The organism is Sphaerisporangium dianthi, assembly GCF_042654065.1.
GTDB classification, from domain to species: domain Bacteria; phylum Actinomycetota; class Actinomycetes; order Streptosporangiales; family Streptosporangiaceae; genus Sphaerisporangium; species Sphaerisporangium dianthi.
On record NZ_JBHSFP010000032.1, the window covers coordinates 18788 to 32981 of the forward strand.

At 72.7% G+C, this 14194-nt stretch carries 14 protein-coding genes; 7 read left to right on the forward strand and 7 right to left on the reverse strand.

Annotation, left to right across the window (positions count from 1 at the left end; genetic code table 11):
• Positions 1–49 precede the first annotated feature (49 nt).
• A complete protein-coding gene (locus ACFO60_RS32425) occupies positions 50–355 on the forward strand; it encodes an L-rhamnose mutarotase (protein WP_380848176.1) in 306 nt (101 codons plus the stop codon).
• 377 nt (positions 356–732) lie between these two features.
• The gene (locus ACFO60_RS32430) at positions 733–1320 is read left to right on the forward strand and encodes a superoxide dismutase family protein (RefSeq protein WP_380848179.1); all 588 of its coding nucleotides are present in this window, start codon (positions 733–735) and stop codon (positions 1318–1320) included.
• 151 nt (positions 1321–1471) lie between these two features.
• Here ACFO60_RS32430 and ACFO60_RS32435 read toward each other — a convergent pair whose 3' ends face one another.
• The 7 genes from ACFO60_RS32435 to ACFO60_RS32465 all read right to left on the reverse strand — a co-directional run bounded on the left by ACFO60_RS32435 (position 1472) and on the right by ACFO60_RS32465 (position 9004).
• Positions 1472–2821: a serine/threonine-protein kinase gene (locus ACFO60_RS32435; RefSeq protein ID WP_380848182.1), complete on the reverse strand. Its 1350-nt coding sequence runs from the start codon at positions 2819–2821 to the stop codon at positions 1472–1474.
• Positions 2822–2864: 43 nt separating this feature from the next.
• Positions 2865–3803 (reverse strand): EamA family transporter, encoded by a 939-nt coding sequence (locus ACFO60_RS32440; RefSeq protein WP_380848185.1) that lies wholly within the window; start codon positions 3801–3803, stop codon positions 2865–2867.
• 45 nt (positions 3804–3848) lie between these two features.
• Positions 3849–5135: an MFS transporter gene (locus ACFO60_RS32445; protein WP_380848188.1), complete on the reverse strand. Its 1287-nt coding sequence runs from the start codon at positions 5133–5135 to the stop codon at positions 3849–3851.
• Between the two features lie 134 nt (positions 5136–5269).
• Complete coding sequence (locus ACFO60_RS32450) at positions 5270–5941, reverse strand: FadR/GntR family transcriptional regulator (RefSeq protein WP_380848191.1); 672 nt, start codon at positions 5939–5941, stop codon at positions 5270–5272.
• A gap of 65 nt (positions 5942–6006) precedes the next feature.
• Positions 6007–7038 carry an MBL fold metallo-hydrolase gene (locus ACFO60_RS32455; RefSeq protein WP_380848194.1) on the reverse strand — a complete coding sequence of 344 codons (1032 nt, stop codon included), beginning with the start codon at positions 7036–7038 and terminating at the stop codon, positions 6007–6009.
• A complete protein-coding gene (locus tag ACFO60_RS32460) occupies positions 7035–8195 on the reverse strand; it encodes a steroid 3-ketoacyl-CoA thiolase (protein WP_380848197.1) in 1161 nt (386 codons plus the stop codon). The genes ACFO60_RS32455 and ACFO60_RS32460 overlap by 4 nt, the downstream gene beginning before the upstream one ends.
• 137 nt (positions 8196–8332) lie before the next feature.
• Positions 8333–9004, reverse strand: a complete 672-nt coding sequence (locus ACFO60_RS32465; protein ID WP_380848200.1) for a TetR family transcriptional regulator — start codon at positions 9002–9004, stop codon at positions 8333–8335.
• 203 nt (positions 9005–9207) lie between these two features.
• Here ACFO60_RS32465 and ACFO60_RS32470 point away from each other — a divergent pair, with 203 nt between their 5' ends.
• From ACFO60_RS32470 to ACFO60_RS32490, 5 genes are all read left to right on the forward strand, one after another.
• A complete protein-coding gene (locus tag ACFO60_RS32470; protein WP_380848202.1) occupies positions 9208–10362 on the forward strand; it encodes an acyl-CoA dehydrogenase family protein in 1155 nt (384 codons plus the stop codon).
• Entirely contained in the window at positions 10362–11516 is a 1155-nt protein-coding gene (locus tag ACFO60_RS32475) for an acyl-CoA dehydrogenase family protein (protein ID WP_380848205.1), read from the forward strand. Before ACFO60_RS32470 ends, ACFO60_RS32475 begins: the two co-directional genes overlap by 1 nt.
• A 43-nt stretch (positions 11517–11559) precedes the next feature.
• Complete coding sequence (locus ACFO60_RS32480) at positions 11560–12516, forward strand: bifunctional MaoC family dehydratase N-terminal/OB-fold nucleic acid binding domain-containing protein (RefSeq protein WP_380848208.1); 957 nt, start codon at positions 11560–11562, stop codon at positions 12514–12516.
• Positions 12516–12923 (forward strand): MaoC/PaaZ C-terminal domain-containing protein, encoded by a 408-nt coding sequence (locus tag ACFO60_RS32485; RefSeq protein ID WP_380848211.1) that lies wholly within the window; start codon positions 12516–12518, stop codon positions 12921–12923. The genes ACFO60_RS32480 and ACFO60_RS32485 overlap by 1 nt, the downstream gene beginning before the upstream one ends.
• Positions 12924–13021: 98 nt before the next feature.
• On the forward strand, positions 13022–14194 hold the full coding sequence (locus tag ACFO60_RS32490; protein WP_380848214.1) for a lipid-transfer protein: 1173 nt from the start codon (positions 13022–13024) through the stop codon (positions 14192–14194).

Genomic DNA, 14194 nt, shown 5'->3' on the forward strand with positions numbered 1-14194 from the left:
TGATGCTCGTCCGCGTCACGAGCGTCACTAGCGGAAAGGCGCAGAACCGATGCAGCGGCTCGCCATGCGCACCCGGCTGCGGCCGGGTGCCGAAGAGACCTACGACAGGGAGCACGCCTCGATCCCGGCCGACCTGGAGGCCGAGATGCGCGAGGCAGGCGTGCACAGCTGGAAGATCTGGCGTGACGGTCTCGACCTGTTCCACTACATCGAGGTCGAGGACTACGCCGTCCTGCAGGAGAAACTGGACCGCAGCGCGGCGAACGCGGCCTGGCAGGTTCAGATGAACCGTCTGCTGGACGGCGGCGGCTTCGACCCGTCGTCCCTGGGCATGCGGATGGTCTGGGAGATGTAGGCGCCAGTCCGGCGAGCCCTTACGCCGAGTACGTTCTCATTTGTTCCGGCGCCGGCCGCCATCGGCCGGCCGGAATCACGCCCGGCGCCATCGGCGCGTTCAGCGGTCTTTTTGTCGTGTCCATGCGGCGCCGGGTGGTTCGAGGCGCCGCACAGCACCCTCTGATCTGGGCGAACCCGGGTCTTCGCGGGGGAAACCATGGCACGATGCTGAATTGCGGCCGACGAAGAATTTGATTCTCCCGAATGCGTGACGGCCGCGAGCAATGCACGTGAATTGCTCATTCTTAGCGGGTTATTGGCCCATTTGGCTAGGACGTCGGGTATATCCGCAAATGTTGGCCGACAGGTCATCCGAACCGGGTAAGGGAGAGGCACATGATGGCGGTGCGCGCGGGAGTCGTGGCGATGGTCATGCCGTTGACGTTGCTGAGCGAGGGCGCCCTGGCCGCGAGGCCGCAGCCCGAACCGCTGAGCCGCGGCCCCGAGCCGGTCCTCGCGCTCGGCCGGTTCGCGGGTTACGGCCACGGGCAGACGGCCGTCACCTACGATCCCAAGCTCGTCCCCGCGGGCTCGGCGGCGGCCGTCGCCTACGTCCCCACCGCCGACGGGCGCGCCAGCGTGCAGCTGAGGGCGCAGGGCCTGCTGCCCAACCGCAAGTACGGCGCCCACGTGCACACCAACGCCTGCGGTGCCAAGGGCGAGGACGCCGGGCCGCACTTCCAGCACGTCCAGGACCCTAAGACCCCCTCCACCGACCCCAAGTACGCGAACCCCCGCAACGAGATCTGGCTCGACCTCACCACCGACGGCCAGGGCAACGGCTTCTCCCGCGCCACGGTGGAGCGCAGGTTCGCCGAGCGGCGCCCGCACTCGGTGATCGTCCACGCCGACCACACCCACACCGGCGCCGGGCACGCCGGCCAGGCGGGGCCCCGGCTCGCCTGCATCAACGTCGACTTCTGAGAGGGCGCGGCCCTCGCCGGCCGCCGCGCCCGGCGTCACCGGTCCCTTCGGCAACGCCCGCGTCTTCACCGGCATGGACCTGGTGACCGGCGACCTTCAAGAAGATCCGGCTGCCGATGCGGACGATCCGGGCGTCGTCCGCGGCGCCCGGTCACGAGACGCGGGCCGCCGTGCCGGCATAGCGGGGCGAGGGGGCTCCCGCGTCGGTCACCTGGAAGCTCACCTGGCCGGCGCCGCGCGGTGCGAGACGCAGGATGCCGGTGTGGCACTGGTCGCCGCGCACCTGGTCGAGCCGGAAGATCCCCGTGGCGGCCTCTCCGCCCGTCCGGGTGAGGCGGCCGGTGCAGTGCAGATCGGCGCCCCACCGCATGATGCCGTCGCCGTCGCCGGCCGGCAGGCGGATCTCCACGGGGAACACCCGTCCGGCCGCCGGATGCTCGGCGCTGCCCGTCCAGGTGCCCGCGTACGACACCCCGCCCGCTCCGAGCCCGCCGGTCGCCCACCACACCGCGCCGAACGCCGCGACGGCCGCGACGGCGACGAGCCCCGCGAGCACCGGCCACCGTCGGCGTCGCTTCGGCGCCGGACCGTGCGACGCGGGCGCGTCCGGGCCGTTCTCCCTCGTCGGCGGTTCGGCGGCCATCATCGCGCCCGTCTCCAGCACGCCGCCGCGCGGCGGCGCGGGAGCGGTGACCGGCCGCGCGCCGATGAGATGGCGCAACGCCTCCTCGGCGCCCGGCCGGTTCGCGGGGTCGGCGGCCAGGCAGGCCACCACGAGCTCGCGCAGCGGCCCGGTGAGCGGGCCGAGGTCGGCCTCGCCGAACAGGACGCGTCCGAGGGTCGCCTCCAGCGACCCGGCCGCGTAGGCGTGCCGGCCGCTCGCCGTGAAGGCGACCGTGAGCGCCCAGCCGAACATGTCCGCCGCCGGGCCGGCCCGCTCGCCCCTGAGCTGCTCGGGCGAGATGTACGCCGGAGTGCCGGCGAGCGCCCGCCCCGCGGTGGTCGTGGCGCCCACCAGCCGGGAGATGCCGAAGTCGATGACCCGGGGTCCCTCGACGCCGAGCAGGACGTTGCCGGGCTTGAAGTCGCGGTGCACGACGCCGGCTCCGTGGATGGCGGCCAGCGCGGTGGCGGTGCCCACGGCGACGCGGTCCAGAGAGCCGCCCGTGAGCGGCCCCTCCGCGGCGACGTGCTGCTGCAGCGACACGCCGCGGACGTATTCGCTGACGATGTACGGGTGGTCGCCGTCGAGGTCGGCGTCCAGCACCTGGGCCGTGCAGAAGGGCGCCACCCGCTGGATCGCCTTCACCTCATCGGCGAACCGGCGGCGGGCCCGCTGCTCGTCGAGACGTGAGCGCATCAGCTTCAGCGCGACCCGGCCGCCGCCGGGCGCCTCCGCGAGGTAGACGACCCCCTGCCCGCCCTCGCCGAGGCGGCCCGTCAGGCGGTAGCCGCCGAGCCGCTCGGGGTCGCCGGAGCGCAGCGGGGCGGGCGTGGACATGAGCCATCCTTACCACGAACCCGGTCGAAGCAGCGTCGCCTCGTCAGCCGGCCCGCGCGCCGCGCAGGGGCCCGTCCGGTGCCGCGCTCTTGGCGGCCGGAACGGGCGCGGGAGCGGTGGTCGTACGCGCCGGGCCGCGCACGGCCAGCGTCGCCAGGCCGGCCAGCACGATCGCGCCGCCCAGCAGCTCGCCGGCGGCCGGGCGCTCGCCGAGCCACGCGAAGGCCGCCGCCATGCCGACGAGCGGCACGAGCAGGGTGAACGGCGCCACGGCCGAGGCGGGGTAGCGGCGCAGCAGCGCGTTCCAGATGCCGAAGCCCACGAAGGTGGCCAGCACCACCACGTACGCCAGCGCCCCGAGGGAGCCGGGGTGGAAGGAGGCGAACGCGCCCCGGATGCGGTCAGGGCCCTCGAACAGACCGGAGAGCGCGAGCAGGGGCAGCGGCGGCACCAGGCTCGACCACACCAGCAGCCCGAGCCCGGCGGGCGCCTCGGCGCGCCGGACGCACACGTTGGCCACGCCCCAGGAGGCCGCGGCCCCGAGCGCGAGGAGCAAGGGCAACAGCGGCACCTGCGCGCCCCTGCCGACCGCGATCACGGCGATGCCGGCGGAGGCGACGACGATGCCGGTGAGGCGGCGGCGGCCCGGCCGCTCACCGAGGGCCGCCGCGGCGAAGGCCACCGTGAAGATCACCTGGGCCTGCAGCACGAGCGAGCTGAGCCCGGCGGGCAGTCCGAGGTACATGGCGGTGAACAGCAGCCCGAACTGCCCGGCCCACTGGAACAGCCCCACGACGACGATCCAGCGGACCGGAATGGCCGGACGAGGGATGAGGAACACCGCGGGGACGGCCACCAGGGCGAAGCGCAGCGCCGCGAACAGCAGAGGCGGGAAGTTCTCGAGCCCGATGTCGATGACGACGAAGTTGACCCCCCAGATGACGGCGACCGCGACGGCGAGGAAGGAATGAAGGGGACGCACGCCTGGAGTTTCGAGGCAGATCAGCGTTCAGTCCATCTATTTCTTCTAAACCTGTCCTTGTAGCGTCTCTACATCGTCGCCCGATGTGGCCGTCACCTCGCCCACCGGGCGGGCCGTGTACCGCCTGAGCGCCGGCAGGGTGAGGGCGATCACCGCGGCGCCGGCGACGGTGGCCAGGCCGCCGCCGACCGCGCTCGCGGTGGGCGACAGCAGCGAGCCCGCCGCGCCCGCGCGGAAGTTGCCGAGCTGCGGGCACCCGACGCCGACCAGGTATTCGGCGGCGCCGACCCGTCCTCGGTAGCGGTCGGGCGTCGCGACCTGCACGACGGCGGTGCGGAACACCACGCTCAGCACGTCGGCGGCGCCGGCCACGACGAGCAGCGCGAGCGCGAGCCACAGGCTGTGGGCAAGGCCGAACCCCGCGACGCCGGCGCCCCAGACCGCCCCGGCGACCAGGATGGCCCTGCCCTGCCGCGACACCCGCCCCACCCACCCCGAGAGCGCCGTCCCGGCGAGGCCGCCGACCGCGACGGCCGAGGTCAGCAGGCCGAGGGTCTCGGCCGAGCCGCCGAAGCGTTCGGCGTTGATCACCGGGAACAGCGCGAAGGGCATCCCGAGGATGGTGGCGTTCATGTCCGCCAGGAAGGCTCCGCCGATTACGCGGTTGTTCCGGATGAACCGCAGGCCTTCGCCGATCGCCCGCAGGCCGGGCCGCGCGCCGCCGCCCTCCGGCGGCATGGCGGGCAGGCGCGCGATGCCGTACAGGGCGGCGGCGAAGCTCACCGCGTCGATGAGGTAGCACGTCCGCAGCCCCCAGGCGGAGGCGATCAGCCCGGCCAGCGCGGGGCCCACCGTCGCGCTGAAGTGGAAGGTGAACATGGTGAGCGCGGCGCCCGCCGGAACCAGGTCGGCAGGCAACAGCCGCGCGAGGAAGGTGCCCCGCGCCGGGCCGTTGACCGCGCCGAGCACCGACTGCGCCGCCACCAGGCAGTACAGCGGCCACACCTGCGTGAGACCGGCGAACGCCTGGACGGCGAACAGCGCCGACACCAGCGCCAGGCAACCGCTGGTCACCAGCACCAGCCTGCGCCGGTCGACCGCGTCGACGATCGCGCCGCCGGCGAGCCCCAGCACGATCGCCGGGACGGCGCTCGCGAGGCCCACCGCGCCGACGGCCACCGCCGAGCCGGTGAGCGTGTAGACCTGCAGGACGACCGCGAAGCTCGTCATCTGCCCGCCGACCGCGGACAGCATCGTCCCGGCCCACAGCCGGCGGAACGCGGGCGAGCGCCGCAGGGGCCGCACATCCATGAACAGCCGGCTGCCCGTCATCTCCCCGTCCTCCCCAAGGCGCCGCGGCCCCGTGCGGCATGAGCCAGAGTGAGCCGGAATGAGCGGGAAAGTCTAACGACACCGCGGGCGTGGCGAAGGGTCTCCCTCACCCGCACGTCGCGGGAGGCACGGGCTCAGAGGGCGCGGCGCAGCCATTCTTCGACGCCGGCGACGTGGACGGTGGCCCAGGCGCGGGCGACGTCGGGCTGCCGGGCCGCGATCGCCTCGTAGATCGCGGCGTGCTGCTCTCTGGTCTTGACGGTCGCGCCCTCCTGGGTGAGGCCGCGCCAGACGCGGGCCCGGGTGGTCGGACCGGACAGGCTCTCGATCAGCGAGCAGAGCACCGTGTTGCCCGAGCCCTTGGCGATGAGCTGGTGGAAGTCGAGGTCGTTGGCGACGAGTTCCTCGATGCTCGGGTCGCCGGGCAGGGCCTCCAGGATCGCCCGCAGCTCGTCGATCTGGTCGTCCCCCATGGCGAGCGCGGCCATGCCCGTGGCGGCGGGTTCGAGGATGCGGCGCACCTGGAAGAACTCGAGCACCGTGTCGTCGCGGTGGAAGTCGACCACGAAGGACAGGGCGTCGAGCAGCAGGTGGGGCTCGAGGCTGGTGACGTAGGTGCCGTCGCCCTGCCGCACGTCCAGCACGTTGATCAACGCCAGGGCGCGGACGGCCTCGCGGAGGGAGTTGCGCGACAGGCCGAGGCGCTCGGCGAGGTCGGCCTCTTTGGGCAGCCTCGCGCCGGGGCCGAGCTCGCCCGAGACGATCATGCCCTTGATCTTGTCGATCGCAGCGTCCGTGACCGCCACGGAGTCACCACCCTTGACTTGCGCGTTTCCATCCACAGACATCGGATGTCTATGAGTCTATGGGGTCAATGTGACGTGGTGATGAACCGGACGGGATCGCCGGGAGCGCCAGGTTCGCGGCGTACGGCGCCCTGGGACTCCAGCGTCCGCAGGTGGGCAGCCGCCTCGCCCGCCGCCATCCCCCGCTGCACCGCGATCAGCTCCGACCAGGGCCTGTTCCAGGTCATCCGCTCGGCGACCTGCCAGATCGTCAGGGGCCGGTCCGCGCACTCGGTCATCAACTCGCGGAGACGTAGGAGCTTGTCCTCGTGATGGGCGCGGATCTCGGCCGCGCGGGCGGCGATGCCGGCGAAGGCCCACTCGTGTGCGGGCAGGGCCTGCGCGGTCCCGAGGTCGGCGACGCGTTTGAGGGAGGCGATGAAGTCCCCGAGCGGGTCGATGTCCTGCCGGTCGTATGGATAGAGGCCGATATGAGGTGTTATGCCGGGGAGGATGTGGTCGCCGGTGAACAGCCGGTCGGCGCCCTCCAGGTGCAGGCACACGTGCCCGGGGGTGTGGCCGGGCGTCCACACCACGCGCAGAGCACGCCCCGGCAGGTCGACCAGGTCCCCGTCCCTGAGCTCCCGGTCGGGCTGCGCGGGCGGGTCCGGCCGCTCGAAACGCCGGACCTCGTCCGCGTCCGCCTCCGCGCCCGCGCGGCGCATCATCTCCGCCTGGAAGTCGCCGTGGGAGCCGTCGGGCATACTGCGGATCAGCCGCACCAGGGCGGCGTCCGCCTCGTGCATGGCGATCCAGGCCCCCGACTCCTCCCGCACCCGCCCGGCCAGCCCGGCGTGGTCGGGGTGGTAGTGGGTGACGACCACCCCGCGCACCTCACGGACGTCCACGCCGGCCGCCGCGAGCCCGTCACGCAGCGCCGTCCAGGCGTCCTCGTGGTTCCAGCCGGCGTCGACCAGCACCGGCCCGCCCGGGGACTCGACGGCGTACACCAGCGTGTACCCGAGCGGGTTGCCGGGGATCGGCACCGGCACGCTCCACACCCCGCCCCCCATGTCGGTGGTCCGCTGGGCGCTGAAGGGCCTGCGGCGCGTCCTCACACGCGCTCGAGGATGGTCGCGGTCGCCAGGGCGCCTCCGGCGCACATCGCCACCAGAGCGGTCGAACTGTCGGACCTTTCCAGCTCGTGCAGCGCCGTGGTGACCAGACGGGCGCCCGTCGCGCCCACCGGGTGCCCGAGCGCGATCGCCCCGCCGTTCACGTTGACGCGCTCCATGTCCGGATTGTGGACCGCCGCCCAGGACAGCACCACCGCCGCGAACGCCTCGTTCACCTCGAACCTGTGGATGTCGTCCACCGACATGCCGGACATGGCGAACACTTTGGCGGTCGCGTCCACCGGCCCGTCCAGGTGGAAGTACGGCTCGGAGCCGACCAGCGCCTGAGCCAGGATGCGGGCGCGCGGGCGCATGCCGTGCCGGGCCGCGGCCTCCTCGCTCATCAGCAGGACGGCCGCCGCGCCGTCGGAGATCTGCGAGGAGGTGCCCGCGGTGTGCAGGGCGTCCTCGCCGAGCACCGGCCTCAGGCGGGCCAACCCGTCGACGGTCGTCTCGCGCAGACCCTGGTCCTTGGACACGACGCGGGTCTCTCCCGTCGGAGCCCCGTCCTCGCCGAGGACGGGCGCCGTCACCGCGACGATCTCGCGCTCGAACCGGCCGTCGGCCCACGCCTTGGCCGCCAGCTGCTGGGAGCGGGCGCCGAACCGGTCGAGCCGCTCGCGGGTGAGCCCGCGCCGCTGGGCGATGCGCTCGGCGGCGGTGAACTGGTCGGGCAGGTCGATGGACCAGTCCGCGGGACGCGGGTCGGCGGGCAGCACGTTGCTGCCGAGCGGCTGGCGGCTCATGGACTCGACGCCGCAGGCGATGCCCGCGTCGATCACCCCGGCCTGGATGAGGGCGGCCACCAGGTGAACGGCCTGCTGGGAAGAGCCGCACTGGGCGTCGACGGTCGTCACCCCGGCCTGGTACGGCAGGCCCGCGTAGAGCCAGGCGTGCCGGCCGACGTGCCCGCCCTGCTCGCCGGCCTGGGTCACGCAGCCCGCGAAGACCTGCCCGATGATCGAGGGGTCGACGCCGGACTTCTCCACGACCCCTTTCATGGCGGCCGCGAGCAGGGCCTGGGGTTTCACCCCGGCCAGCCGGCCGTTGCGCTTGCCGATCGGAGTGCGTACGGCCTCGACGATCACGGGCCTGCCCATGCGGCCTCCTCAGCATTCGAACATGGTTCCAGCCGCGACTGTAACCGGTTCTAATTTCGCGCGGAAGCCCTCGCGGGCCCGGGGCCGCGCGGGGTGGCGGGCACGAGGGCGTGGCACACGCGGGACGTGGGCGGCGGTCAGGAGCCGAAGTCGGCGAGCAGGCGTTCGGCCGCGATCTCGATGCGGCGCTGGATCTGCTCGTAGGTGCGCCGTCCGCGCAGCATCTCGAGGAGCTCGTTCACCCACACGCCGGCCAGTGAGCCCGCCAGGGCGAACTGCTCTTCGCTCGCCGTCTCGAGGGTGAGGCCGTTGCCCGAGACGCGCAGCAGCAGCCCGGCCATGCGGTCGCCGAACGGGATCTCGACCTGCGCCATGATGAGCGAGCGGATCAGCGCGTCGGCCAGCTCGGGCTCGCGCATCAGGCCGCGGGTGGCCCGCATGAGCACGTCGACCGCGCGGCCGGCGGCCGTCTCGGCTCTGGGCGGGCGCCGCTCGATGCTGTTCTCCAGCAGGTCGATCTCTTCGCCGACGACCGCGACGACGAGATCCATCTTCGAGGGGAAGTAGCGATAGAGGGTGCCGAGCGCCACCCCGGCGCGTTCGGCGACGGTTCTCATCTGCATGGCCTCGACGCCGCCGCGCGAGGCGAGCGCCGCCGCGGCCTGGACGATGCGCTTGCGCCGTTGGTGCTGGCTGCGGGTGCGGACACCGGAGGAGGCTCGCCCGGCCTGGGCCTGGATGGCCGCCTGGTCGCCGCCGTCGGAGGCGGCGTCGGGGACGGCTGCCGGGCCGGCATGCGAGGTGCGCATGAGAACACGTTACCGGATTACTCGCAGGTAGGGCTTGTTACTCGCCGGTCACAAGGAATGCCGTCCTTGCATGACCTTTGTGTTGCGCGCAGATGTCGGGCGTGGGTCTCGTGCAATGGCTCTGGACACAGACTAGAATCTGTTCTAATTTGCGGCTGACCGGACTCCACCGGGCTCGACCGGGCCGTACGGAAGGCGTCGTGATGGATTTCGACCTCGACGAGACGCAGGCGGAGCTGAAAGAGCTGGCCGCGGGCCTGTTCGGCCGGGAGGCCGGGCACGACCGCCTCGCCGCGCACGCCAAGAGCGGCCACCCGTACGACGCCGCGTTGTGGCGGGCGGTGGCGCGGGCCGGCCTGATCGGGGCCTGCCTGCCGGAGGAGGCCGGCGGCGCCGGTCTGGGCGCCGTGGCGATGGCCGTGATCGCGCGCGAGGCCGGCGCCCGGGTGGTCCCGGCCCCGCTGCAGGACGGCCTGGTCGCGGCGATGGTGATCGGCCGGTACGGCTCGGCCGCACAGCGGGCGCTGGCGGCCCGCCTGGCCGAGGGCGAGATCGTGCTGACCGCCGCCCTCCTGGAACCGGGCCGCGATCTCGGGGCGCCGCCGCTCACCGAGGCCCGGCCGGCCGGCGAGGCCGGTGAAGGCGGTCACGCCGGTGACGGCGGTGACGCCGCGCGCGCTCATGAAGAGAGGACCGCGGGCGGGTGGGTGCTCTCCGGGCGCAAGACCATGGTCTCCTACGCCGCCGAGTCCGCGGCGATCGTCGTCCCGGCAGTGACGCCGCGGGGGGTCGGGCTCTTCCTCGTCGAGCCGGGGGCGGCGGAGCTGCGGCCCGTGCCCACGGCCACCGGCGAGCCGGCCGCCGCCCTGATCCTGGACGGCACCCCGGCAGAGCCGCTCGGCGAGCCGGACGGCGTGGCCTTCGCCTCCCTGCGCCGGCTCGCGCTGGTGGCGCTCACGGCGAGCGCCTCGGGCGTGCTAGCGGGCGCGCTCGCGCTGACCACCGAGCACATCAGGACCCGCAAGCAGTTCGATCGCGCGCTCGCCGAGTTCCAGGCGGTGACCATGCAGATCGCGGACGTCTACATCGCCGGGCGGGCGTTGGACGTGGCGGTCTGGTCGGGCGCCTGGCGGGTGGACCAGGGGCTGGACGAGGAGGCCGAGCTGGACCTCGCCGTCGCCGCGCACACGGTCGCCGACACCGCCCTCGCCGCCCTCTACACCTGCCAGCACCTGCACGGCGGCCTCGGCCTGGACGTCACCTACCCGCTGCACCGCCACTTCGCCTGGGGCAAGCACCGGGCGCACCTGCTCGGCGGCGTGGAGGCCCGGCTCGACTCGATGGGAGCCCTCGTCTGATGCTGATCGACCTGACGCCCGAGCAGAAACGGCTCGGTGACGAGCTGCGAGAGTACTTCGCCGCCTGCCTCACCGACGAGGACCGCGGCAAGATCGCCGAGGACCCGTTCGGCGAGGCGTACATGGAGCACTGCCGCAGGCTCGGCCGCGACGGCAAGCTCGGGCTCGGCTGGCCCAAGGAGTACGGCGGAGGCGGCCTCGGGCCGCTGGAGCAGCAGATCTTCGCCAACGAGATCGCCCGCGCCGAGGTGCCGTACCCGATCATCACGGTGCAGACGGTGGGCCCGACGCTGATGCAGTACGGCACGACCGAGCAGAAGGAGTACTTCCTGCCCCGCATCCTGGCCGGGGACTGCCATTTCGCCATCGGCTACAGCGAGCCGGGCGCCGGCACCGACCTGGCCTCCCTGCGCACGACGGCGGTCAGGGACGGCGACCACTACGTCGTCAACGGGCAGAAGATCTTCACCTCGGGCGCGCACTACGCCGGGTACGTCTGGCTGGCCGCCCGCACCGACCCCGGGGCCAAGAAGCACCGCGGCATCTCGATGCTGATCGTGGACACCCGCGACCCGGGGTACTCCTGGACGCCGATCGTCACCATGGACGGGCGCCACCACACCAACTCGACGTACTACTCCGACGTCCAGGTGCCGGCGGACATGCTGGTCGGCGAGGAGAACAAGGGCTGGGACCTCATCGTCAACCAGCTCAACCACGAGCGGGTCACCCTCGGCCCCGCGGGCAACCTCGCACGCATGTACGACCGGTTCGCGGCCTGGGCGCGGCGCACCGGCGCCATCGAGGAGCCCGCGGTGCGCCGGGCCCTCGGGCGCGTCTACGCCTACTTCCGCACCAACGAGCTGCTCAACTGGCAGGTCGCCGCCAACATGGGCCTCGGCTGGCTCGGGGCGCCCGACGCCTCCGCCACCAAGATCTACGGCTCGGAGCGCATGCAGGAGGTCGGCAGGATCGTGGGCGAGACGCTGGCGCGGTTCGGCGACCTGTCCGACCCCGGGACCGCCGCGTTCGTCCAGCAGCTCGACAGGTCGGTCAAGGGGGCGATCGTGCTCACCTTCGGCGGCGGGGTGAACGAGGTCCAGCGCGAGCTCATCGCCATGCTCGGCCTCGGCCTCCCGCGCCCGCCCCGGTGAGCGGGATGGCGACGGACACGCTGAGCACGGTCGAAGGAGAGAGATGACGACGACGGCCGCACCGGATCTTCACGAGCGGCTCACCGCGCTGGCCGAACGGCAGATCGCGGCGGGCGAGGTGCGCGGCGCCCCGGCGGCCGACCCGGTCAACCTGCCGATGATCCGTCACTGGACCGCCGCGATGGGGGACGCCAACCCGGTCTACACCGACGAGGCGTTCGCCGCCGCGAGCGTGCACGGGGAGATCGTCGCGCCGCCGGCGATGGCGCAGGTGTGGACGATGGGCGGGCCGGGCCCGCGCGAGGGCGCGACCTCGCCGGTGGACGACGTGCTGCGGGCGCTCGACGAGGGCGGCTTCACCGGAGTGGTGGCCACCAACTGCGAGCAGACCTACCACCGGTACGCGCGGCTGGGGGAGCGGCTGATCCCCGCCACGCGGTTGACCGGGCTGGCCGGGCCGAAGACCACGGCGCTCGGCACCGGATACTTCGTGACCTGGGTGATGACCTGGTACTCGGAGCACGAACCGGTAGCGGAGATGATGTTCCGGATACTGAAGTTTCGTCCGCGGGAGGATAAAGCCGCGCCCGAGGGGCGCAGCCCGTACCCTCTGCGACCGGCCGTCAACCGGGACACGGAGTTCTTCTGGAATGGTGTCCGGGAAGGCGAGCTCCGGATCCAGAAATGCGGTGACTGTGGCGAGCTGCGGCATCCGCCGGGACCGGTCTGCCCGTCGTGCCGTTCGGCGAACCGGGGGTACGCCGTGGCGAGCGGGCTCGGCGAGGTGTACAGCTTCGTCGTTCACCACAACCCTCCGGTGCCGGGAATCGAGCGGCCTTACGTGGTCGCTGTGATCGAATTGCCGGAGGGAACGCGAATTGTCGGAAATGTCGTGGAATGCCCACCGGAAAGCGTGGATATCGGCATGCCGGTCCAGGTGGCATATCGCGAGATGGACGACGAACTGACCTTGCCGATGTGGGTACCCCGGGAGTCGTGATGCGCACACTGACGGAAGACGACATCGAATACGGAGCCACGCTCCCGCCGTTGCGCATCGAGCTGACGCCGACCACGGTCATCGCGACCGCCCTGTCGACCATGGACTTCACGCCGGTCCACCACGACGTCGAAGGAGCCAGGGCCCAGGGCTCCAAGGACATCTTCCTGAACATCCTCACCACCATGGGCCTGGTCGAGCGCTACGTGACCGACTGGGCCGGGCCGGAGGCCCTCGTCCGCGGCATCAACGTCAGGCTCGGCGTGCCCGCGTACGCCGGCGACACGCTGACCTTCAGCGGGACGGTCACCGCCCGCGAGGGAGGCGAGGTGACGGTCGAGGTCCGCGGCGCCGTCAGCCTGGGCGACCACGCCATCGGCACGGTCCGCTTCAGCCTTCCCCGCTGAGGCCGCCGCCGGCTCCGGCCCACCCCTCCCGCCCGCGCATCCGCCCGCCCCGGGACCCGCACTCCACCGAGGCCGACGTCACCAGAAAGGCTCACCACGTGCACTCGCTCTCCGGCCGCACGGCCGTCGCGGGCATCGGCGCCACCGAGTTCTCCAAGGAGTCCGGCCGCACGGAGCTCCAGCTCGCCGCCGAAGCCGTCTTCGCCGCCCTGGACGACGCCGGGCTCTCCCCGTCGGACGTCGACGGCCTGGTCACCTTCACGCAGGACGCCAACCAGGAGATCGCCGTCGCCCGCGAGGTGGGCATCGGCGACCTCTCCTTCTTCTCCCGCGTCGAGTACGGGGGAGGGGCGGCGTGCGGCACGGTGCTCCAGGCCGCCATGGCCGTCGTCACCGGCGTCGCCTCCACGGTGGTCTGCTACAGGGCCTTCAACGAGCGGTCCGGGCGCCGGTTCGGCCAGCCGAACGCCGGCCTGGGCGGCGAGCCGTCCTCGCTCGGCGTCGAGATGGGCTGGCACGTGCCGTTCGGGCTGATGACCCCGGCCGCCTGGGTCGCGATGTTCGCCCGCCGGTACATGCACGCGTACGGCGCGACGTCCGAGGACTTCGGCCGCGTCGCCGTGGCCATGCGCCGGCACGCGGCCGCCAACCCGGCGGCCTGGTTCTACCAGCGGCCCATCACCCTCGCGGAGCACCAGGCGTCGAAGTGGATCGTCGCGCCGCTGCACCTGCTCGACTGCTGCCAGGAGAGCGACGGCGCCGTGGCGCTGGTCGTCACCTCGGCCGAACGGGCCAGGGACCTGCGGCGCTCGCCCGCCGTCATCACGGCGGCGGCGCAGGGAGCGGGCGCCGGGCAGATGATGATGACCAGCTTCTACCGCGACGACATGACGGGCCTGCCGGAGATGGGCGTGGTGGCGCGCGGTCTGTGGGAGATGTCGGGACTGTCGCCGCAGGACATCCAGACGGCCATCCTCTACGACCACTTCACCCCGTTCGTGCTCAGCCAGCTCGAAGAGCTGGGCTTCTGCGCCAAGGGGGAGGCACGGGACTTCATCGCCGACGGAGGCATCGAGATCGACGGCCGCCTGCCGGTGAACCCGAACGGCGGCCAGCTCGGCGAGGCGTACATCCACGGCATGAACGGCATCGCGGAGGCCGTGCGCCAGGTGCGGGGCACCTCCGTCAACCAGGTGGCCGGCGTCCGCAACGTCCTGGTCACCGCCGGCACCGGCGTCCCCACCAGCGGCCTCATCCTCTCCACCGACTGA